18 protein-coding genes are annotated in these 19,991 nt (G+C 70.9%); 11 read left to right on the forward strand and 7 right to left on the reverse strand.

What is annotated here, in order from left to right:
- Positions 1 to 3: 3 nt before the first annotated feature.
- From nuoI to nuoN, 6 genes are read left to right on the forward strand one after another with little or no spacing between them, the layout of a single operon-like run.
- A complete protein-coding gene (gene nuoI / locus MTF65_RS18570; RefSeq protein WP_243629855.1) occupies positions 4 to 603 on the forward strand; it encodes an NADH-quinone oxidoreductase subunit NuoI in 600 nt (199 codons plus the stop codon).
- A complete protein-coding gene (locus MTF65_RS18575) occupies positions 600 to 1,415 on the forward strand; it encodes an NADH-quinone oxidoreductase subunit J (RefSeq protein ID WP_374207254.1) in 816 nt (271 codons plus the stop codon). The genes nuoI and MTF65_RS18575 overlap by 4 nt, the downstream gene beginning before the upstream one ends.
- Positions 1,412 to 1,711 carry an NADH-quinone oxidoreductase subunit NuoK gene (nuoK, locus tag MTF65_RS18580; RefSeq protein WP_243629856.1) on the forward strand — a complete coding sequence of 100 codons (300 nt, stop codon included), beginning with the start codon at positions 1,412 to 1,414 and terminating at the stop codon, positions 1,709 to 1,711. The genes MTF65_RS18575 and nuoK overlap by 4 nt, the downstream gene beginning before the upstream one ends.
- Before the next feature lie 12 nt (positions 1,712 to 1,723).
- Entirely contained in the window at positions 1,724 to 3,664 is a 1,941-nt protein-coding gene (gene nuoL, locus MTF65_RS18585; protein ID WP_243629857.1) for an NADH-quinone oxidoreductase subunit L, read from the forward strand.
- 1 nt (position 3,665) lies between these two features.
- Complete coding sequence (locus tag MTF65_RS18590) at positions 3,666 to 5,285, forward strand: NADH-quinone oxidoreductase subunit M (RefSeq protein WP_243629858.1); 1,620 nt, start codon at positions 3,666 to 3,668, stop codon at positions 5,283 to 5,285.
- Positions 5,286 to 5,296: 11 nt separating this feature from the next.
- Positions 5,297 to 6,916, forward strand: a complete 1,620-nt coding sequence (gene nuoN / locus MTF65_RS18595; protein WP_243630030.1) for an NADH-quinone oxidoreductase subunit NuoN — start codon at positions 5,297 to 5,299, stop codon at positions 6,914 to 6,916.
- Positions 6,917 to 6,965: 49 nt separating this feature from the next.
- Here nuoN and MTF65_RS18600 read toward each other — a convergent pair whose 3' ends face one another.
- The 3 genes from MTF65_RS18600 to fahA all read right to left on the reverse strand — a co-directional run bounded on the left by MTF65_RS18600 (position 6,966) and on the right by fahA (position 9,669).
- Positions 6,966 to 7,541 carry a hypothetical protein gene (locus MTF65_RS18600; RefSeq protein ID WP_243629859.1) on the reverse strand — a complete coding sequence of 192 codons (576 nt, stop codon included), beginning with the start codon at positions 7,539 to 7,541 and terminating at the stop codon, positions 6,966 to 6,968.
- Between the two features lie 82 nt (positions 7,542 to 7,623).
- Complete coding sequence (locus tag MTF65_RS18605) at positions 7,624 to 8,205, reverse strand: hypothetical protein (protein WP_243629860.1); 582 nt, start codon at positions 8,203 to 8,205, stop codon at positions 7,624 to 7,626.
- 240 nt (positions 8,206 to 8,445) lie between these two features.
- Positions 8,446 to 9,669 carry a fumarylacetoacetase gene (gene fahA / locus MTF65_RS18610; RefSeq protein WP_243629861.1) on the reverse strand — a complete coding sequence of 408 codons (1,224 nt, stop codon included), beginning with the start codon at positions 9,667 to 9,669 and terminating at the stop codon, positions 8,446 to 8,448.
- Positions 9,670 to 9,973: 304 nt separating this feature from the next.
- Between fahA and MTF65_RS18615 the strand changes: the two genes are divergently transcribed.
- Positions 9,974 to 10,804: an HAD family hydrolase gene (locus tag MTF65_RS18615; protein ID WP_243629862.1), complete on the forward strand. Its 831-nt coding sequence runs from the start codon at positions 9,974 to 9,976 to the stop codon at positions 10,802 to 10,804.
- 78 nt (positions 10,805 to 10,882) lie between these two features.
- Here the strand turns inward: MTF65_RS18615 and MTF65_RS18620 are convergent, their stop codons facing one another.
- Complete coding sequence (locus MTF65_RS18620; RefSeq protein ID WP_243630031.1) at positions 10,883 to 12,907, reverse strand: CocE/NonD family hydrolase; 2,025 nt, start codon at positions 12,905 to 12,907, stop codon at positions 10,883 to 10,885.
- Positions 12,908 to 13,182: 275 nt separating this feature from the next.
- On the opposite strand from MTF65_RS18620, the gene MTF65_RS18625 reads away from it, so the two are divergent.
- From MTF65_RS18625 to MTF65_RS18640, 4 genes are all read left to right on the forward strand, one after another.
- Positions 13,183 to 14,193: a polyprenyl synthetase family protein gene (locus tag MTF65_RS18625; protein WP_243629863.1), complete on the forward strand. Its 1,011-nt coding sequence runs from the start codon at positions 13,183 to 13,185 to the stop codon at positions 14,191 to 14,193.
- A gap of 235 nt (positions 14,194 to 14,428) precedes the next feature.
- The gene (locus tag MTF65_RS18630; RefSeq protein ID WP_243629864.1) at positions 14,429 to 15,625 is read left to right on the forward strand and encodes a sigma-E factor regulatory protein RseB domain-containing protein; all 1,197 of its coding nucleotides are present in this window, start codon (positions 14,429 to 14,431) and stop codon (positions 15,623 to 15,625) included.
- A gap of 108 nt (positions 15,626 to 15,733) precedes the next feature.
- The gene (locus tag MTF65_RS18635; protein WP_243629865.1) at positions 15,734 to 15,937 is read left to right on the forward strand and encodes a ribbon-helix-helix domain-containing protein; all 204 of its coding nucleotides are present in this window, start codon (positions 15,734 to 15,736) and stop codon (positions 15,935 to 15,937) included.
- Positions 15,934 to 16,332, forward strand: a complete 399-nt coding sequence (locus MTF65_RS18640) for a hypothetical protein (RefSeq protein ID WP_243629866.1) — start codon at positions 15,934 to 15,936, stop codon at positions 16,330 to 16,332. The genes MTF65_RS18635 and MTF65_RS18640 overlap by 4 nt, the downstream gene beginning before the upstream one ends.
- 11 nt (positions 16,333 to 16,343) lie before the next feature.
- Here MTF65_RS18640 and MTF65_RS18645 read toward each other — a convergent pair whose 3' ends face one another.
- The 3 genes from MTF65_RS18645 to MTF65_RS18655 all read right to left on the reverse strand — a co-directional run bounded on the left by MTF65_RS18645 (position 16,344) and on the right by MTF65_RS18655 (position 19,919).
- Complete coding sequence (locus MTF65_RS18645) at positions 16,344 to 17,660, reverse strand: M28 family metallopeptidase (RefSeq protein WP_243629867.1); 1,317 nt, start codon at positions 17,658 to 17,660, stop codon at positions 16,344 to 16,346.
- A gap of 282 nt (positions 17,661 to 17,942) precedes the next feature.
- On the reverse strand, positions 17,943 to 18,887 hold the full coding sequence (gene rarD, locus MTF65_RS18650) for an EamA family transporter RarD (RefSeq protein ID WP_243629868.1): 945 nt from the start codon (positions 18,885 to 18,887) through the stop codon (positions 17,943 to 17,945).
- A 177-nt stretch (positions 18,888 to 19,064) separates the two neighbouring features.
- A complete protein-coding gene (locus MTF65_RS18655) occupies positions 19,065 to 19,919 on the reverse strand; it encodes an SDR family oxidoreductase (RefSeq protein WP_243629869.1) in 855 nt (284 codons plus the stop codon).
- Between the last annotated feature and the right edge of the window lie 72 nt (positions 19,920 to 19,991).

Below are 19,991 nucleotides of genomic sequence, written 5' to 3' on the forward strand. Positions count from 1 at the left end.
GACATGTCTGACGAAAAGTGGCAGAACCCGGTGGCCGGCTTCGGCGTGACCTTCAAGGCCATGTTCAAGAAGCGCCTCACCGAGCAGTACCCGGAGCAGAAGAAGACCACCGCTCCGCGCTTCCACGGCCGGCACCAGCTCAACCGGCACCCGGACGGTCTGGAGAAGTGCATCGGGTGCGAGCTGTGCGCCTGGGCCTGTCCCGCCGACGCCATCTACGTGGAAGGCGCGGACAACACCGAGGAGGAGCGCTACTCCCCGGGTGAGCGGTACGGCGCGGTCTACCAGATCAACTACGCCCGCTGCATCCTGTGCGGGCTGTGCATCGAGGCGTGCCCGACCCGGGCGCTGACGATGACGAACGAGTTCGAACTGGCCGACTCCAGCCGCGAATCGCTCATCTACACCAAGGAGCAGCTGCTCGCCGGTCTCACCGAGGGCATGGTCGAGGCGCCGCACGCGATGTACCCGGGCACGGACGAGCAGGACTACTACCGCGGGCTGGTGACCGGGGCGGCTCCCGGCACGGAGCGCCAGGTGGCCGTCTCCAAGGGCGAGACGGCGGATGCCCCCGCCGAAGACCCTGAGGAGGTGGGCGCGTGAGCACGATCGCCGCGGCCGCCGCCACGGTCACCTCCACCGGGGAGGCCGTGCAGTTCTGGATCCTCGCCACCGTCGCCGTCGTCGGCGCCCTGGCCACGATCCTGATGAAGAAGGCCGTGCACAGTGCGCTGAGCCTGGCCGGGACGATGATCGTCCTGGCGGTCTTCTACCTCGCCAACGGGGCGTACTTCCTGGGCGTCGTCCAGGTCATCGTCTACACCGGCGCCATCATGATGCTGTTCCTCTTCGTCGTCATGCTCGTCGGCGTCACCGCGGCGGACTCGCTCAAGGAGACGCTCAAGGGCCAGCGCTGGATGGCCGTGCTGTGCGCGCTCGGCTTCGGCGTCCTGCTGATCGCCGGCATCGGCCACGCCGGGCTCGGCCACTTCACCGGGCTCGGCCGGATCAACTCCGCCGGGCACGTGGAAGGCCTGGCCACGCTGATCTTCACCAAGTACGTGTTCGCCTTCGAGCTCACCGGCGCGCTGCTGATCACCGCGGCCGTCGGCGCGATGGTGCTCACCCACCGCGAGCGCACCGAGCGGGCCGCCACCCAGCGCGAACTCGCCGAGCGGCGCGTACGCGAGGGCGTGCAGCTCCCGCCGCTGCCCGCCCCCGGTGTCTACGCCCGGCACAACGCGGTGGATGTCGCCGGCCTGCTGCCGGACGGCACCGCCTCCGAGCTGACCGTCAGCAAGACGCTGCGCGCCCGCGGCCAGATCCGGGACGTCTCCAGCGAGGCGCTGAGCGACCTGAAGGCGCTGGAGCAGCAGTCGGCCGAGCGCCTCGGCCGTGAGGAGGCCTCGAATTGAATCCGGTCAACTACCTGTACCTGGCCGCCCTGCTGTTCACCATCGGGGCGTCCGGGGTGCTCATCCGGAAGAACGCGATCGTGCTGTTCATGTGCATCGAGCTGATGCTCAACGCCTGCAACCTCGCGTTCGTCGCCTTCTCCCGGATGCACGGCAACCTCGACGGCCAGATCATCGCGTTCTTCACGATGGTCGTCGCCGCCGCGGAGGTCGTGGTCGGCCTGGCGATCATCGTGTCGTTGTTCCGTACCCGCCACTCGGCCTCGGTCGACGACGCCAGCCTGATGAAGCTGTAAGGGGCGCTCACAGTGGAGAATCTGATTGCGCTGCTGGTAGCGGCGCCCCTGCTCGGGGCGGCGGTGCTGCTGTGCGGCGGCCGGCGCCTCGACAAGGCCGGCCACTGGCTCGGCACCCTGTTCGCCGCCGCCTCCTTCGGCATCGGGGCGGCCCTGTTCGCCGACATGCTCGGGCGCGGCGCCGATGACCGGACGATGTACCAGCGGCTGTACAGCTGGATCCCGGTGGAGGGCTTCCAGGCCGACGTGGCCTTCCAGCTCGACCAGCTGTCGATGACCTTCGTCCTGCTGATCACCGGGGTGGGCACGCTCATCCATATGTACTCGATCGGGTACATGGCGCACGACGAGCGCCGCCGCCGCTTCTTCGGCTACCTGAACCTGTTCCTGGCGGCGATGCTCCTGCTGGTCGTCGCCGACAACTACCTGCTGCTGTACGTCGGGTGGGAGGGCGTCGGCCTCGCCTCGTACCTGCTCATCGGCTTCTGGCAGCACAAGCCCAGCGCGGCCACCGCCGCGAAGAAGGCCTTCCTGGTCAACCGGGTCGGCGACATGGGCCTGTCGATCGCCATCATGTTGATGTTCACCACCTTCGGGACCTTCACCTTCGGGCCGGTGTTCGGCGCGGTCGGCGAGACGTCGGAAGGCAAGCTGACGGCCATCGGCCTGATGCTGCTGCTGGCCGCCTGCGGCAAGTCGGCCCAGGTGCCGCTGCAGTCCTGGCTCGGTGACGCGATGGAGGGCCCGACCCCGGTCTCGGCCCTGATCCACGCGGCGACGATGGTGACGGCGGGCGTGTATCTGATCGTCCGCTCGGGCGCGATCTTCAACGGGGCGCCGGACGCGCAGCTCGTGGTGACCATCGTGGGCGCGGTCACGCTCCTCTTCGGTGCGATCGTCGGTTGCGCGAAGGACGACATCAAGAAGGCCCTCGCCGGGTCGACGATGTCGCAGATCGGTTACATGATCCTCGCCGCCGGCCTCGGCCCGATCGGCTACGTCTTCGCGATCATGCACCTGGTGACGCACGGCTTCTTCAAGGCGGGCCTCTTCCTCGGCGCCGGTTCCGTGATGCACGGGATGAACGACGAGGTGGACATGCGCAAGTACGGCGGCCTGCGGAAGTACATGCCCATCACCTTCGTCACCTTCGGCCTCGGGTACCTGGCCATCATCGGCTTCCCGGGTCTGTCGGGCTTCTTCTCCAAGGACAAGATCATCGAGGCGGCCTTCGCGAAGGGCGGCACCGAGGGCTGGATCCTCGGCGGAGTGGCCCTGCTGGGCGCGGCGATCACCGCGTTCTACATGACCCGCGTCATGCTCCTCACCTTCTTCGGCGAGAAGCGCTGGCAGCCGGCCCCGGACCCGGACAAGACCCCCGGTATCGAGCCCGGCGTCGAAGCGCGCCCCGGCGAGCTTCCCCACCCGCACGAGTCCCCGAAGTCCATGACCATCCCGATGATCGTGCTGGCCTTCGGGTCCGTGTTCGCCGGCGGCTTCTTCAGCATCGGCGACCGGTTCCTGAACTGGCTGGAGCCCGTCACCGGTTACGCGCACGGCCACCCGCCGGTCAGCGCGCAGACGGTGACCCTGGCCACCATGGTGGTCCTCGTCATCGGCGTCGGCACCGCCTGGGGGATGTACGGCCGCAGGCCCGTCCCGGTCGTCGCCCCGCGCGGCTCGCTCCTCACCCGGGCGGCCCGGCGGGACCTCCTCCAGGACGACTTCAACCACGTCGTGCTGGTGCGCGGCGGGGAGCACCTGACCCGCTCGCTCGTGTACGTCGACCACAGCCTGGTCGACGGGGTGGTCAACGGGACGGCCGCCTCGGTCGGCGGGCTGTCGGGCCGGCTGCGCAAGCTGCAGAACGGCTACGCCCGCAGCTACGCGGTCTCGATGTTCGGGGGGACGGCGATCCTGATCGCCGCGACCCTGCTGATGAGGGCGGTGTGAGATGAGTTTCCCGCTTCTGACGGTGACGGCCGCGGTCCCCGCGGTCGGAGCCATCCTGACGGCGGCCGTCCCGGCCGCCCGCAGGACCGCCGCCAAGTGGCTCGCGCTGCTCTTCTCGCTGGCGACCCTGGCCCTGGCCGTGCTCGTCGCGGTCCGCTTCGAGCCCGGCGGCGACCGCTACCAGCTGACCGAATCCCACGCCTGGATCGCCGACTTCGGCGTCCGCTACGAGCTGGGGGTGGACGGGATCGCGGTGGCGCTCATCGCGCTCACCGCCGTGTTGATGCCGTTCATCATTCTGGCCGGGTGGCACGACGCCGACCCGTTGGAGACCAAGAGCCAGCGCTGGCGGCCGACGCAGGGCTTCTTCGCCCTGATCCTGCTGGTCGAGGCGATGGTGATCATCTCCTTCGAGGCCACCGACCTCTTCCTCTTCTACATCTTCTTCGAAGCCATGCTCATCCCGATGTACTTCCTCATCGGCGGCTTCGGGGACCGGGCCACTTCCTCTCGATCAGCCGCTGCCGCGGCGGGGGGCTCGGATGAGAACGCGGCCGCGCAGCGCTCGTACGCGGCGGTCAAGTTCCTCCTCTACAACCTGGCCGGCGGCCTGATCATGCTGGCCGCCGTCATCGGCCTGTACGTGGTCGCGGGGAACTTCTCCCTCCAGGAGATCGCCGCCGCCCGCGCCGCGGGCACGCTCGACATGGCGACCAACACCGAGCGCCTGCTGTTCCTCGGCTTCTTCTTCGCCTTCGCCGTGAAGGCGCCGCTGTGGCCGCTGCACACCTGGCTGCCGAACGCGATGGGCGAGTCCACCGCCCCCGTCGCCGTGCTGATCACCGCGGTCGTCGACAAGGTCGGCACCTTCGCGATGCTCCGCTACTGCCTCGGGCTGTTCCCGGACGCCAGCAAGTGGGCCACGCCCGTGATCCTCGTCCTGGCCCTGATCAGCATCGTCTACGGCGCGCTGGTCGCCGTCGGACAGCGGGACATCAAGCGGCTGATCGCGTACGCGTCGATCTCGCACTTCGGCTTCATCATCCTGGGCATCTTCGCGATGACCTCCCAGGGACAGTCGGGCGCGACGCTGTACATGGTCAACCACGGGCTCTCGACGGCGGCGCTGATGCTGGTGGCCGGCTTCCTGATCTCGCGGCGCGGCTCGCGGCTCATCGCCGACTACGGCGGTGTGCAGAAGGTGGCCCCGGTGCTCGCCGGCACCTTCCTGATCGGCGGCCTCGCCACCCTCTCGCTGCCGGGCCTCGCGCCCTTCGTCAGTGAATTCCTGGTCCTGGTCGGCACGTTCGCCCGGTACCCGGTCGCCGGAATCATCGCGACCTTCGGGATCGTGCTGGCCGCCCTCTACACGCTGGTGCTCTACCAGCGCACCATGACCGGCCCCGTGAAGGAGGAGGTCCGCGCGATGCCGGACCTGCGCCTGCGCGAGGTACTGGTGGTCGCCCCGCTGATCGCCCTGCTGATCGGGCTGGGCGTCTACCCGAAGGTGCTGACCGACATCGTCAACCCGGCGGTCGAGCAGACCCTGTCGGATGTGAAACAGACGGACCCGAAGCCCGAGGTGGCCGTCGAAGCCAAGAATGGGGAGGCGGCGAAGTGAGCCCGCTGACTGTGGCGGCCGCCGCTCCGGTGGACCGCATCCCGGCCCCGCACATCGAGTACGCGCAGCTCGCGCCCACGCTCATCGTGGTGGGCGTGGCGATCCTCGGCATCCTCGTCGAGGCGTTCGTACCGCGCAGGTTCCGCTACTCCGTGCAGGTCTTCCTGGCCGTCGCCGCGCTGGCCTCGGCCTTCGCGGCGGTCGTCGGCCTCGCCGCCGGCGGGTACGCGGGCGACAAGGCGCAGGTCGCCGCGATGGGCGCCGTCGCCGTGGACGGCCCCGCGCTGTTCCTCCAGGGCACCATCCTGCTGGCCTCGATCGTCGCGATCTTCACCTTCGCGGAGCGGCGCCTCGACCCGGCCGCGCACGGCAACCGGGTGGACTCCTTCGCCGCCCAGGCGGCGTCCGTACCGGGCGGCGAGAGCGAGAAGGCCGCGATCAAGGCGGGCTTCACGACCACCGAGGTCTTCCCGCTGGCCATGTTCGCGATCTCCGGGATGCTGATCTTCCCGGCGGCCAACGACCTGCTGACGCTGTTCGTGGCCCTGGAGGTCTTCTCCCTCCCGCTGTACCTGCTCTGCGCCGTCGCCCGCCGCCAGCGGCTGATGTCGCAGGAGGCCGCGGTCAAGTACTTCCTGCTCGGCGCCTTCTCCTCGGCGTTCCTGCTCTTCGGCATCGCGCTGGTCTACGGCTACGCGGGCTCCGTCTCGTACGCGGCGATCGCGGACGTGGTGGACGGCACGGTCCAGACGGTCAGCCCGGCACTCGCCGACACCATGGGCAATGACGCGCTGCTGCTGATCGGCGGGGCGCTGATCCTGATGGGCCTCCTGTTCAAGGTCGGCGCGGTCCCCTTCCACATGTGGACGCCGGACGTCTACCAGGGCGCCCCGACCCCGGTCACGGGCTTCATGGCGGCGGCGACGAAGGTCGCCGCGTTCGGCGCCCTCCTCCGCCTGCTCTACGTCGTCCTCCCGGGCCTGCGCTGGGACTGGCGGCCGGTGATGTGGGGCGTGGCGATCGTGACCATGCTGGCGGGTGCGGTGATCGCGGTGACCCAGACCGACGTGAAGCGTCTGCTGGCCTACTCCTCGATCGCGCACGCGGGCTTCATCCTGGCCGGTGTGATCGCGACGTCGGCGGAGGGAGTCCAGTCCGTCCTCTTCTACCTGGGCGCGTACTCCTTCGTGACGATCGGCGCCTTCGCGGTGGTCACGCTGGTGCGCGACGCGGGCGGGGAGGCGACGCACTTGTCCAAGTGGGCGGGCCTGGGCCGTCGTTCGCCGCTCACCGCGGCCGTCTTCGCGGTGTTCCTGCTGGCTTTCGCCGGCATCCCGCTCACCTCGGGCTTCGCGGGCAAGTTCGCCGTGTTCAAGGCGGCGGCGGAGGGCGGCGCCGGGGTGCTGGTCGTGGTCGGTGTCATCTCGTCCGCGATCGCCGCGTTCTTCTACATCCGGGTGATCGTGCTGATGTTCTTCAGCGAGCCGAAGGCCGACGGCCCGACGGTGGCCGTCCCCTCGCCGCTGACGATGACGACGATCGCGGTGGGCGTCGCGGTGACCCTGGTCCTGGGCGTGGCCCCGCAGTACTTCCTGGACCTGGCGGGCCAGGCGAGCACCTTCGTCCGCTGACCGGTTCGCAGCACGGCTGAGGGTCCGGCCCCCGTTCGGGGTCGGGCCCTCAGCCGTGTGCGGGCGGCCCGGAGCATTCGACGGCAGTGTTCCAGTTGTGGAAGAGGCCCGCCGGGTTGTCCTTGTAGGCCCACATGTGGAGGTCGTAGTGGATCGGCATGCCGGGGGCGTGGCCCGGCATCGGGCCGTCGAAGGGGAGGCCGAACATCGTGGGGCGGCCCGTGTCCGTCGCCAGGTTCTGGTCGGGGTCGGAGACGATCCATTCGACCGCGTAGAGCTTGCGGCCGCCGCCGGGGCCCTTCTCCGGGCCGTAGATCAGGGCCGCCGGCTTCGTCGGGTCGGTCGAGCCCCAGTGGGATGCGTTCATGTAGTGGTAGCCCATGGCGCCAGGGCCGCGCGGGTTGGCCAGACAGACGTCGGAGCGCTTGTAGCCGTCCACGATGGCCGCACTCTCGTCCGCGTACTTCGCCGTCACCCGGTACGCCGTCGCCAGGTCGAGCATCGCCCGACCGTTCTCCGGGTCGGGCGCCGGGCCGTCGACGGCCCCGGCCGGGGGCAGGGCGGCCAGGGCTATGGACGCGGCGGCGGCGACGGTGAGGACGGCCTTGAGACGGCGTGCGGACATCGGGGCTCCCGGAGACGGTGGACTTTCGTCCACCATCCCCGCGCGCCCCGACCGCCGCACCCGGCGCTCCTCCGAACGGGGGTCAGGGCCGGGTGGTGCCGGGGCGGCAGCGCACCGCGGGGTTGAACGTCGCGAACATCCCCGCCGGATTGGGCTTCCAGAGCCAGACGTGCAGGGCGTAGTGCACCTTCTGGCCCTTGAAGCGGCCCGGGATCGGCCCCTTGAACGGCTGGCCGAACAGGCTCGGGCGGTCGTCGTCGGTTTCGGGCTTCCCGTCCCGGTCCATGACCACCCACTCCAGGGCGACGAGCCTGCGGCGGCCCGACGCGTCGTCCTCGTACAGCAGGGCGGTGGGCCGCTCGGGGTCGAGGGAGTTGTCGTAGGCGTGGTTGAAGTGCGGGTAGCCCAGGTCCCCGCTGCCCGTCGGGTCGCTCACACAGTACGTGTCGGGGACGTAGCCGGCGTCGACCGCCGCGGACTCCCGGGTGTAGCGGCCGCTCGCGAGGGTCGCCCGCGTCAGGTCCGCCCAGACGGCCGGGTCCGCGGACGCACCGGGCGGGCCCCCGCCCGGCCCTGGGCTGGCTCCGGCGGGCCCGGCGGGCAGGGCGAGGGCCGTCGCGGCGGCGAGGGCGGCCAGGGCGGTCATGCCGGTACGAGAGGCCATTCGAGAGGCCGTTCGAGAGGTCATGCGGGGGGCCATACGGGGAGCTCCTTGGGCGACATCGGGGAGGCCGGCCCGACGAGCTTCCCCCCGGGGCCCGTTCCGGGCGGCGCGCCGGGCCGGTGGGCACCGCCAGGCCGCCCGGGCGGCGTACGCGCCGCCCTCCCGTGACCCGCGCCGCGGCCGGGGTGACGGAGCGATCCGGCACCCCGGCGGCGCGCGTTGTCCCGAGGCCCGTCCGGACTAGCGGGTTCCCACAATGCGGCCGGTGACCTCGCCGAGGCCCACGCGGGTGCCGTTGGCGCCGGGCGCCCAGGCGGTCATGGTGACGGTGTCGCCGTCCTCCAGGAAGGTGCGCTTGCCGTCGGCGAGTTCGATGGCGTCGCGGCCGTTCCAGGTCAGCTCCAGCAGGGAACCGCGCTGGTCGGTCTCGGGGCCGCTGACGGTGCCGGAGCCGTACACGTCTCCGGTGCGCAGGGAGGCGCCGTTGACCGTCATGTGCGCCAGCTGCTGGGCGGCGGTCCAGTACATGGTGGCGAACGGCGGCCGCGCCACCTCCTGCCCGTTGATGGACACGGTGATGTGCAGGTCGAAGCCGCCGGGCCGGTCGCTGTCGGCGTCGTCGAGGTAGGGCAGCAGCGGGAAGTCCCGGGCGGGCGGGGCGACCCGGGCCGCGTCCAGGGCCTCCAGCGGGGTGACCCAGGCGGAGACGGAGGTCGCGAAGGACTTGCCGAGGAAGGGGCCCAGCGGCACGTACTCCCAGGCCTGGATGTCGCGCGCGGACCAGTCGTTGAGCAGGAACAGGCCGAAGACGTGGTCCTCGAACTCGCCGAGCGGCACCGGGCGGCCCAGCTCGGAGGGGGTGCCGACGACGAAGCCGACCTCGGCCTCGATGTCGAGCTTGACGGACGGGCCGAAGACGGGCGCCGGGTCGGTGGGGGCCTTGCGCTGCCCGGAGGGCCGTACGACGTCGGTGCCGGACACGACGATCGTGCCGGAGCGGCCGTGGTAACCGATGGGCAGGTGCTTCCAGTTGGGCGTGAGCGCGTCACCGTCCGGCCGGAACATCCTGCCGACGTTGGTGGCGTGGTGCTCGCTCGCGTAGAAGTCGACGTAGTCGGCGACCTCGTACGGGAGGTGCAGCGCGACCTCGTCCAGCGGCAGCAGGTGCGGCTCGACGGTCGGGCGGTGGCCGGGGTCGGTGACCCAGGCGGTCAGCGCGCGGCGCACGTCGTGCCAGGCGGTGCGGCCGGCGGCCAGCAGCGGGTTGAGGGAGGGCCGGCCGAGCAGTCCGGCGTACGGGGACCCGAGCGCGACCGCGGCCGCCCCGGCGTCGAGCACGTGCCCGCCGATGCGCACGCCGATCCGCCGGCGCGGGTCCCTGGAGGTGGAGAACACGCCGTAGGGGAGGTTGTGCGGGCCGAACGGGTCGCCCTCGGGGACATCGAGGGGGCTCTGCTGGGGCATGGGGTACTGCCTCACTTTCGATGCGGTCCGGGGTAGCCGGTAGACACAGTGCGGGACACGCTACCCAGGATCCTGGGGGAAAGCTCGGGCCCCTCAACCGGAGATGAAACACACCTCGGCGGACACGAACAGGCGGATATCGCCAGTTCCGGTCGTATCTCGTCCTTTCGGCTGCGATGCCGAGCCCTGATGGCGGTGCGTCGCTAGGCTCCTGAGTGCCTCAAGTGGCTGGTGTGGCCTGCGAGAGGCCGGATTGGTGCGCTATTTATAGGACTTGTCCAAAAGGGTCCGTATCCTAGGCGCCGTGACTTCCGCCCTCGCCCCCTCCCCCTCCCCCTCCTTCCCCTATGCCTTGATCGCCACTGACCTGGACGGGACTCTGCTGCGTGCCGGAGACACCGTCTCGGCCCGCTCGTACGCGGCGCTCGCGACGGCGCGCGCCGCCGGCGCCCAGCACATCGTCGTGACCGGCCGCCCGGTCCCGCAGGTACGGCATGTCCTCGACGGCCTCGGCTACACGGGGCTCGCGGTGTGCGCGCAGGGCGCGCAGGTGTACGACGCGGCGGCCGGCCGACTGCTGCACTCCGTGTCGATGGACCGGGAGCTGGCGGAGGTGGCGCTGGGGAAGATCGAGGCGGAGATCGGCGAGGTCTACGCGGCGGTCAACCAGGAGGGGTTGGACGCGGAGATGCTGATAGGGCCGGGCTACCGGATGTGGCATCCGCACCTGCCGACGGTCCGGGTGGGGCGGCGGTGCGATCTGTGGGCCGCGCCGATCAACAAGGTGCTGTTGCAGCACCCGGAGCTGGACGACGACGAGCTGACGCGGGTGGCGCGCTGCGTCGTGGGCGACCTGGTGAACGTGACGATGGCGGGGGAGCACACGGTGGAGCTGCAGCCGCTGGGCATCGACAAGGCGGGCGGGCTGGCGCGGGCGGCCGCCGTTCTGGGGGTCGCGGGGTCGGCGACGATCGCCTTCGGCGACATGCCGAACGACATCCCGATGTTCGCGTGGGCCGCCCGTGGGGTCGCGATGGCGAACTCACACCGTGAGCTGGTGGCCGTCGCGGACGAGATCACCCTGTCCAACGAGGACGACGGCATCGCCGTGGTCCTGGAGCGGTTTTTCGGCTGACCGCCGGTTTCCGGGGGCAGAGCCCCCGGGGAACGGTGGAAGGGTGGGGAGGGGCACAGCTCCGCGCAGCGGGGGCGGCTAGCCCGCCGCGCGTGGGAGTCGGCGTTCCCACGTGCGGTGGAAGAGCACCTCGTCGCCCTCCCGGCAGATCACCTCGTTCGACGTCAGGAAGCCGCCCTCGTCGCAGGCGATCTCCGAGCGGGTCTCGACCCGGGTGTCCCACCCCAGGTCCGGCCGGTGCAGCCGGATGCGCCAGTCGGAGCGGGTCCGGGCCGACAGGGGGTCCGCCTCCTGGATCTCGTACACCTCCAGCGCGTCCTCGCTGAACTCCAGCCCGTCCGGATACACCCGCGTCCCCCCGTAGCGCGGGTCCACCTCCAGCCGCCAGGTCCCGCGCGCGACGTCCCGTACGACCAGCCGTTCCGGACGCGGCTCGTCCAGCGTGGCCGGGAGGACCACCCCGAGCGGCTCCGACTGCTCGGGGGCCCCGAAGGCGACGACCGGCTCGGCGGCGGCGGCAGCGGCGGCAGCGGCGGCGGCCTCGCGGACCGGGAGCGTCAGCGCGCTGCCCGCCGGTTCCACCGTCCAGCCCGCCTCCGAGCCGGCCCGCGGCCAGATCCACGGCCAGTACGCCGAGGACAGCGCCAGCCGGATCCGGTGGCCCGGCGGGAAGGAGTGGCCGATGCCGTTCAGCTCGAAGGCCACGTCCTCGTACGCGCCCGCCGGCCACGGCACCGCCTTGTCCCGGCCCATGCGGGCGGAGAGGTTCAGGGCGCCCCGGGTCACCAGCGTCGAGGACCCGTCGGGGGCCACGTCGCACAGCCGGGCCGCCACCTGGCCGTACGGGACGTCCATCCGCAGCCGGAGGGTGACCTGCGGCCGTCCCAGGACCTCCACCGGCTTCCCGCCCTCCACCGGGAACTCGAAGCACGCCGACTTGGCGTCCTCCTCCCGCTGGTCCGGCGGCAGGTCCGCGTCGTTGCCGAATGGGCAGAACCGCCCCGCGTCCAGCCCGGTGTGCTGCGGCGACGCCACGATCACCGGCGCGCCCCGCAACCCGTACGTGACGGGCGTGACCGCCGGCGAAGGCCACGACGCGTCGCCGACCCACCGCCCCGGCAGCGCCTCGTACGTCGTCGCCGGCGGGTGGGACCCGGAGATCCAGGACCGCAGCAGCGGCTCGCCCATCACCCCGGTGTCCGCCCCCTTCAGCCAGTGGTCCCACCACCGCAGCGTCTCCTGGAGGAACCCGATCCCCGGACCCGGTGGAAGCCCCCGGTCCGGGTACTGGTGCGACCACGGCCCGATCAGGCCGCGCACCCGGTCGGAGGGCAGGTGGGACACCAGCCGCAGCACCGTGTCCCGGTACGGGTCGTGCCAGCCGCCCACCGCCAGGACGGCCGCGCCGATCGCCCCGTAGTCCTCGCAGACGCTGCCGTGCTTCCAGTAGTCGTCCCGCGTCTGGTGCGACAGCCAGGTGTGGATGAGGGGTTCGACCGATTCGAGCCGCGCCAGCCACTGCTCCCGCCAGCCGTCCCCGGCGAACAGCGGGTCCGGCGGCCGCGCGGCGAAGGCCAGCATCGTCGCCGCCCACGCGTGCGCGTCCACGGCCAGCACCGAGCCGCCCATGTAGTGCGCGTCGTTGTCGTACGGGTCGTCCGTCGAGCAGACCGTGACCACCGCCTTCAGCGCCCGCGGGGCCAGCGCGGCGATCCGCAGGGAGTTGGAGCCGCCCCAGGAGATCCCGAACATCCCCACCGACCCCGTGCACCACGGCCGCGCCGCCAGCCACTCCACCACCGCCACGCCGTCGGCGAGTTCCCGCGCGTCGTACGCGTCGCCGGGCGCGCCCCCGCTGCACCCGTGGCCGCGCACGTCCACCCGTACGGACGCGTAGCCGTGCCCCGCGTACCAGGGGTGGCGCTGCCAGTCGCGCGGCGCGGTCCCGTCGGTCAGCCGGTACGGGAGGTACTCCAGCAGTGCCGGAACCGGCTCGTCCGTGACGGGGCGCCAGATCCGGGCGTACAGTTCCACGCCCCCGGGCATCGGAATCCGGACATCCTCGCGCGTGGTCTCGTAGGGGAACTCGGTACGGATGATCATGCGGAAGCCCTCGCCGATCGCCTCGGTGGACGGGGTGCGTCCGGCTCCTCCGCGCCGGTCGCAGTTCTGGAGAAAACGCATACTCCGGTAATTTCGGTTTCTCAAGAACATACCGGTGCGCTTCGGGCGTTGCGCGCGTGGGGACGTCACCATGGCCGGGAAGGCGCTCTGCGTGATCGAAAACGGACGGGATACGCTGGCTTGAGTGATGGCAGCGACACATCGACAATCCATGTGATCGTCAGCGTGATCGTCAGCAGACAGGAGTACCCCTCGTGACCGTCGTCGGGCCGTTCGGACTGAGCGTGCGGGACAAGGCTCTTGAAACCGATGTCCAGGCCGGACTGGCCGCCGTCGAGGCGGGTCTGCTGGAAGCCACCAAGAGCGAAGTCCCCTTCATCACCGAGGCCGCACAGCACCTGGTGCGGGCCGGAGGCAAGCGTTTCCGCCCGCTGCTGGTGATGCTCGCGTCGCGCTTCGGTGATCCCTACGCCCCCGGAATCGTGCCGTCCGCGGTGGTCGTGGAGCTCACCCATCTGGCGACGCTCTACCACGACGACGTCATGGACGAGGCGGACGTGCGCCGCGGGGTGGACAGCGCCAACGCCCGCTGGGGCAACTCCGTCGCCGTCCTGACGGGTGACTTCCTCTTCGCCCGTGCCTCGCACATCCTGGCGGACCTCGGGCCGGAGGCCGTACGGATCCAGGCCGAGGCCTTCGAGCGGCTGGTGACCGGTCAGATCCTGGAGACGGCCGGCCCGCGCGACGGGCGCGACCCCGTCGAGCACTACCTCGACGTCATCGCCGGCAAGACCGGCTCGCTGATCGCGGTCTCCGGCCGCTTCGGCGCGCTGATGGCCGGCGCCGACGAGTCGGTCGTGGACATCCTGACCCAGTACGGCGAGCGGCTCGGCACCGCCTTCCAGCTCGCCGACGACGTCCTCGACATCGCCTCCGACTCGCACGAGTCCGGCAAGACCCCGGGCACCGACCTGCGCGAGGGCATCCCGACGCTGCCCGTGCTGCGGCTGCGCGAGATGGCGGCCCGCGACGGGTCCCCGGACGACCTGGAACTCGTACGGCTCCTGGACGGCGATCTGACGGACGACGCCCTGCACGCCGACGTGCTGGCCCGGCTGCGGGTGCACCCCGCGCTGGAGCGGGCCCGCCGCGACACGATCCGGTACGCGCAGGAGGCGCGGGCCACGCTCGCGCCGCTGCCCGAGTGCTTCGCGAAGTCGGCGCTGGAGGAGCTCTGCGACGCGGTGGTGCACCGCGCCGGCTAGCGGCGTCCGCGCAGCGCCCCGTACGACCATGGCAGGGCCCGGGCCCCGCATCCCCCTACGGGTAGGGGGATGCGGGGCCCGGTCGTGTCATCCCTGGGTTGTACGCGGAGTTGATTCCGGGGAGTGACGCCCGACCCCCCTCACCTTTGGTCAGATAGAGGCACATCCCCACCGGATCGGGTGAGAGTGGCGCCGCGGGGTGGACGTGACGCATCTACGGAGGCAGGGCATACAGATGGCAACGAACTCGAAGACCCGCAAGGCCGCACGGTACGCCGTACCGGTGGCGGTGCTCGGCGTCGCCGCGGCGACCATCGCCATCCCGGCGTTCGCCACCGGCAGCGGGCCGGAGCTGTCGAAGGTGACGGCGCAGCAGCTCATCGAGAAGATCGCGGCCTCGGACGTGGAGCAGCTGTCCGGCACCGCGAAGATCAGCACCGACCTGGGCCTGCCGACCATGGCGAGCGGCCTGCTCGGCGGCGGGGGTATCGCCGGAGGTTCGGCCAACCCCGAGGACAAGGTCGCCCAGCTGGCGAACGGCACGCACACCTTCCGCGTCGCCGCCGACGGCGAGGACCGCCAGAAGCTCACCTTCCTGGACGGCAAGGACGAGTACACCCTCGTCCACAACGGCGCCGACGTGTGGGGCTACGACAGCAAGTCGAACGAGGTCTTCCACGAGAAGGACGCCGACGCCGGCAAGGGCGACCGCAAGGCGGCCGAGGAGCTCCCCGCCACGCCCCAGAAGCTGGCCCAGGACGTCCTGGAGGCCGCCGGCCCCACCACGGACGTCACCGTCGGCGACACCGTGCAGGTCGCCGGCCGGGACGCCTACCAGCTGGTCCTGAAGCCCAAGCAGAGCGGCTCCACGATCGGCTCGGTCCAGATCGCCGTGGACGCCGAGAACGGCGTGCCGCTGCGCGTGCAGGTGCTGTCCAGCCAGGGCGGCAAGCCGATCGTGGACGCGGGCTTCACCAAGGTGGACTTCGCCAAGCCGGCCGCCGACACCTTCACCTTCACCCCGCCCAAGGGCGCGAAGGTCACCGAGGGCGCGGCGGAGGCGGCGGGCGAGAAGGACCACGGGAAGGAGTTCAAGGCGCTGGAATCCTTCCCGGGTCTGGAGGGCCTGACCGGCGGCGACGACAAGGGCGTGTCGAAGGTGCTCGGCGAGGGCTGGGCAGCGGTCGCGCGCATCGACACCGGTGCCGGCAAGGGCCTTTTGGACGCCGAAGGCCCTGCGAGCGACAAGAACGCGCCCAAGGAGGCCAAGCAGTTCCTCGACTCGCTCGGGGACAAGGTCAAGGGCTCCTTCGGCGAGGGCCGGATCTTCTCGACCCGCGTGGTCAACGCCCTGATCACGGACGACGGCAAGGTCTACGTCGGCGCGGTCACCAAGGACGCGCTGGTGAAGACGGCCAACGCCGACAAGTAGCCGCGATACTCGGCTGGCACGCCTGAAGGGTGGGCGGGGACTGTGTCCCCGCCCACCCTTCCGCCGTTCCGGTCCCCCGTACAGCTGCCCCGCTGTACCGTGAAACACATGTCGAGACACGTCACCATCCGCCTGGAAGAAGAGTTCCACGAACGCCTGAAGGCGCGCGCGGCGGCGCTGGGGACGACGGTCACCGCGTTGATCACCGAGGTCACGGAACGCGAACTCGACGAGGACCGGAAGACGTTCCTGTCCGGCATCGAGGAGTTCGCCGACCACTGGGGCTACTTCCAGGAGCGGTTCGGCAATTGAAGATCACCATGGAGTGGGCCTGGACCGCCTTGGCCCACCATCTGCCCTCGGATCCCGCCGTATGGGATCCCTCCGGGGTGGCCGCCGCGGTCGCCCGGCACCAGAACGACCTCGTTCTGGTCCCCGAACAGCCCGCCCCGGACACCGCGTGGCGGGCCGCCGCGTTTTTGCACACCCTCGCCGTGTGCCCGGCGCTGGAATCCCCGATGAACGAGTTCTACGCGGCCGCCGCGACCCGCTCGTACCTCCGGGTGGCGGGGGCCAAGCAGCTGCCCTCGCCCGAGGTCCTGGGCGATCTGGTCGAGGCGGCGAAGATGGGCCTGGCGGACATCGGGGCGGTCGCCGAGGAGCTGCGGGCCCGCATACAGGACCCGCAGCCCGCTTCGCGTGGCTAGGACCGGCAGCCCTAGAAGGTGACCTTCCAGCTGTTGATGTAGCCGACGTCCTGCGCGGCCACGTCCTTGACCTGGAGCTTCCAGATCCCGTTGGCCACCTCGGCGGAGGCGTTGACGGTGTAGGACTGAACGAGGTTGTCGGCGCTGCCGCCGCTGCGGTTGTGCAGGTTGTAGACGCTGCCGTCGGGGGCGATCAGATCGACCACCAGGTCACCGCGGTAGGTGTGGACGATGTTCACGTCCACCTTGGTGGTGGCCGGGGCGTTCCCCGTGACACCGGACACCGTGATCGGGGAGTTCACCGCGGCACCGGGGGAGTCCGGGATGTTCACGTCCGCCGTGTTCTCGAAGGACGGGCCCGGCGGGACCGGGGTGGCCGCACCGAGGTTCCAGATCGCGTAGGCGATGGCGTCGGAGTTGCGGTCCAGGGCGGTGTCGTTGATGTTCGCCGTGTTGTCGCAGGAGGAGTGGTAGCAGCGGTCGAAGGCCTGGCCGGCGGTGCCGCCCCACTTCTGCGCCTGCGCCGACGACTTCGTGTTGCTGGCGCCGGTGAACAGGCCGCCGACCGGGATGCCCACGTTCTTGAACGAGGCGTGGTCCGAGCGTCCGTCGCCTTCGGTCTCGATCTCGGTCGGGACGCCGAGGCCCGTGAAGTAGTTCTTGAAGGTCTGCTCGATGGTCGGGTCGTCGTCGTAGACGAAGTAGCCCGGGTTCGGCGAGCCGATCATGTCGAAGTTCATGTACCCGGAGAACTTCGCGCGCTCGGTGTCCGGCAGGTTGTTGACGTAGTACTTCGAGCCGATCAGGCCCAGTTCCTCCGCGCCCCACCAGCCGAAACGCAGGTGCTTCGTGGGCTGGAGGCCGGCCCGGGAGACGGCCAGGGCCGTTTCGAGCACGGCCGCGCTGCCGGAGCCGTTGTCGTTGATGCCCGCTCCCGAGGACACCGAGTCCAGGTGCGCGCCCGCCATCAGGACCGAGTTCGGGTCGCCGCCCGGCCAGTCGGCGATCAGGTTGTAGCCGGTGGCGCCGCTGGTGGTGAAGGTCTGGAGCGTGGTGGTGAAACCGGCCGCGTCCAGCTTGCCCTTCACGTAGTCGATCGAGGCCTTGTAGCCGGCCCTGCCGTGGGCGCGGTTGCCGCCGTTGGCGGTGGCTATGGACTGGAGCTGCGTCAGGTGCGCCTTGACGTTGGCCAGCGGGATGTCGGGCGGAGTCGGCGCAGCGGCGGCAGCCGAGGGGGCGGCGAGCGCGGCGGGGGCGGTGGAGGCGAACAGCCCCGCGACCGCGAAGGCGGTCACGGCGGCGAGACGCCGGGAGACGGACAGGCTCATGTGGGGGCTCCGGGATTCCGTTTGGGGGATTCCGTTTGGGGATGTGAACGGAACGTGCGGGAATGCGCGGGTGAGCTTTGGTACGTCAGTGCGAGCCCGATGTTCAGTGAGAATGTGACTATCCGTCAAGACCTGATTCAGGACAGGAGAGTTCGGAAAACGGACGATCCCCGCCGCGGAAGTTCCGCGGCGGGGATCGTGGGTGTTGCGGGTGTTGCGGGTGTTGCGGGTGTTGCGGGTGTTGTGGGTGTAGCGGGGGTGGTGAGGGTGGTGGGTGCGGTGTTACGCCGGCTCGCGCGCCGGAGTGACCGCGGCGGCCGGGATCCTCGCGAGCGAGGACCGGGACCGGCGGGCCGTACGCAGCGCGTCCCAGGTCAGCAGCGCGAGCGCGCCCCAGACCAGGGAGAACCCGGCCCAGCGCTCCGGCGGCATGGCCTCATGGAAGTAGAGGACGCCCAGCCCGAACTGGAACACCGGCGCCATGTACTGGAGCAGTCCGAGCGTGGACAGCGGGACCCGGATCGCGGCGGCCCCGAAGCAGACCAGCGGGATCGCGGTGACCAGCCCGGTCGCGGCGAGCAGCGCCGAGTGGCCCGGGCCCTGCGAGGTGAAGGTGGACTGCCCCTGGGCGGCCAGCCACAGCAGGTAGGCGAGGGCGGGCGGGAAGAGTACGGCGGTCTCGGCGGCCAGCGATTCCAGCCCGCCCATGTTGAGCTTCTTCTTGATCAGCCCGTACGCGGCGAAGGAGAAGGCCAGGACCAGCGAGATCCACGGCGGCCGCCCGTACCCGACGGCGAGCACCAGCACGGCGGCGAAGCCGATGCCGACCGCCGCCCACTGCGCGCGGCGCAACCGCTCGCCCAGCACCAGGACGCCGATGGCGATGGTGACGAGCGGGTTGATGAAGTAGCCGAGGCTGGCCTCGACCACCTGGCCGTTGTTGACGGCCCAGATGTACAGACCCCAGTTCACGCTGATCACCGAGGCGGCGAGCGCGGTGAGGCCGAGCTTGCGCGGCTGGCGCAGCAGTTCCCGTATCCAGCCCCAGCGGCGCAGGGCGAGCAGCGCCACGCCGACCACGGCCAGCGACCACACCATGCGGTGGGCCAGGATCTCGACGGCTCCGGAGGGCTTGAGCAGCGGCCAGAAGAGGGGGACCAGGCCCCACATCCCGTAGGCGCCGAATCCGTAGAGCAAACCCGTGCGCTGCTCGGTCTGTGCCTTCACGGGCCCTCCAGTGCGAAATTCGGCCAACCTCACGAAGGTAACGCCGCGCGGGCCGGATGTCATGCCCGTTTACACGAGATACTCATGACATCGCCGAGGTCTTGTGCGACCGGAGCGGCGCGGACTCGGTCCGCGCCGCCCGTCGATGCCGCGTCGCTCGTCGTGAGGCGCCGTTCGCTACGCCAGGGCGGCGGCGATCGCCTCGGACACCGGGGTCGTCGGACGCCCGATGAGCCGGGCCAGGTCGCCGCCCGTGTCGGCCAGCCGGCCGCGCGAGATCGCCGCGTCCACGTCGACGAGGAGCGCCGCGAAGCCCTCCGGGACCCCGGCGCCCGTCAGGATCGACAGGTGCGCCTCGGCCGGGACCTCGGCGTACGCGACCTCGCGGCCGGCCTGCGCCGCGACCTCGGCGGCGTACTCCGACAGGCTCCAGGCGGTGTCGCCGGACAGCTCGTAGACCCGGTTCAGGTGGCCCTCGCCGGTCAGCACCGCCGCCGCCGCGGCCGCGTAGTCCGCCCTGGCCGCGGAGGCGACCCGGCCCTCGCCCGCGCTGCCGACGACCGCCCCGTGCTCCAGGACGGCGCCCAGGTGCCCGGTGTAGTTCTCGTGGTACCAGCCGTTGCGCAGGAAGGTGTACGAAAGCCCGGAGTCGAGGATCGCCTGCTCGGTGACCTTGTGCTCGGCCGCCAGCTCGAAGTCCGCCTCGGGCCCGCCCAGGATGCCGGTGTACGCCAGCTGCGCCACGCCCGCGGCCTTCGCGGCCTCGACCACGGCGGTGTGCTGCGGGACGCGCCGGCCGACCTCGTTGCCGGAGATCAGCAGGACCCGGTCGCCGGCCCGGAAGGCGCCGGCCAGGCTCGCCGCGTCGCCGTAATCGGCGATGCGTACGTCGATGCCGCGCTCGGCCAGGTCGGCGGCCTTCTCCTTGTTCCGGACGACGACGGCGACGCGGTCGGCGGGGACCCGGTTCAGCAGCTCGTCGACGACGAGACGGCCTAGGGCTCCGGTGGCTCCGGTGACGACGATGCTCATGCTGCGCTCCTGCGGTTCGTGGTGCGGGGTGATGTCACTACCGTAGGGAGAGCGCTAACTTTCCGGAAGTAC

It is taken from the genome of Streptomyces sp. APSN-46.1 (assembly GCF_022815725.1).
Classification (GTDB): domain Bacteria; phylum Actinomycetota; class Actinomycetes; order Streptomycetales; family Streptomycetaceae; genus Streptomyces.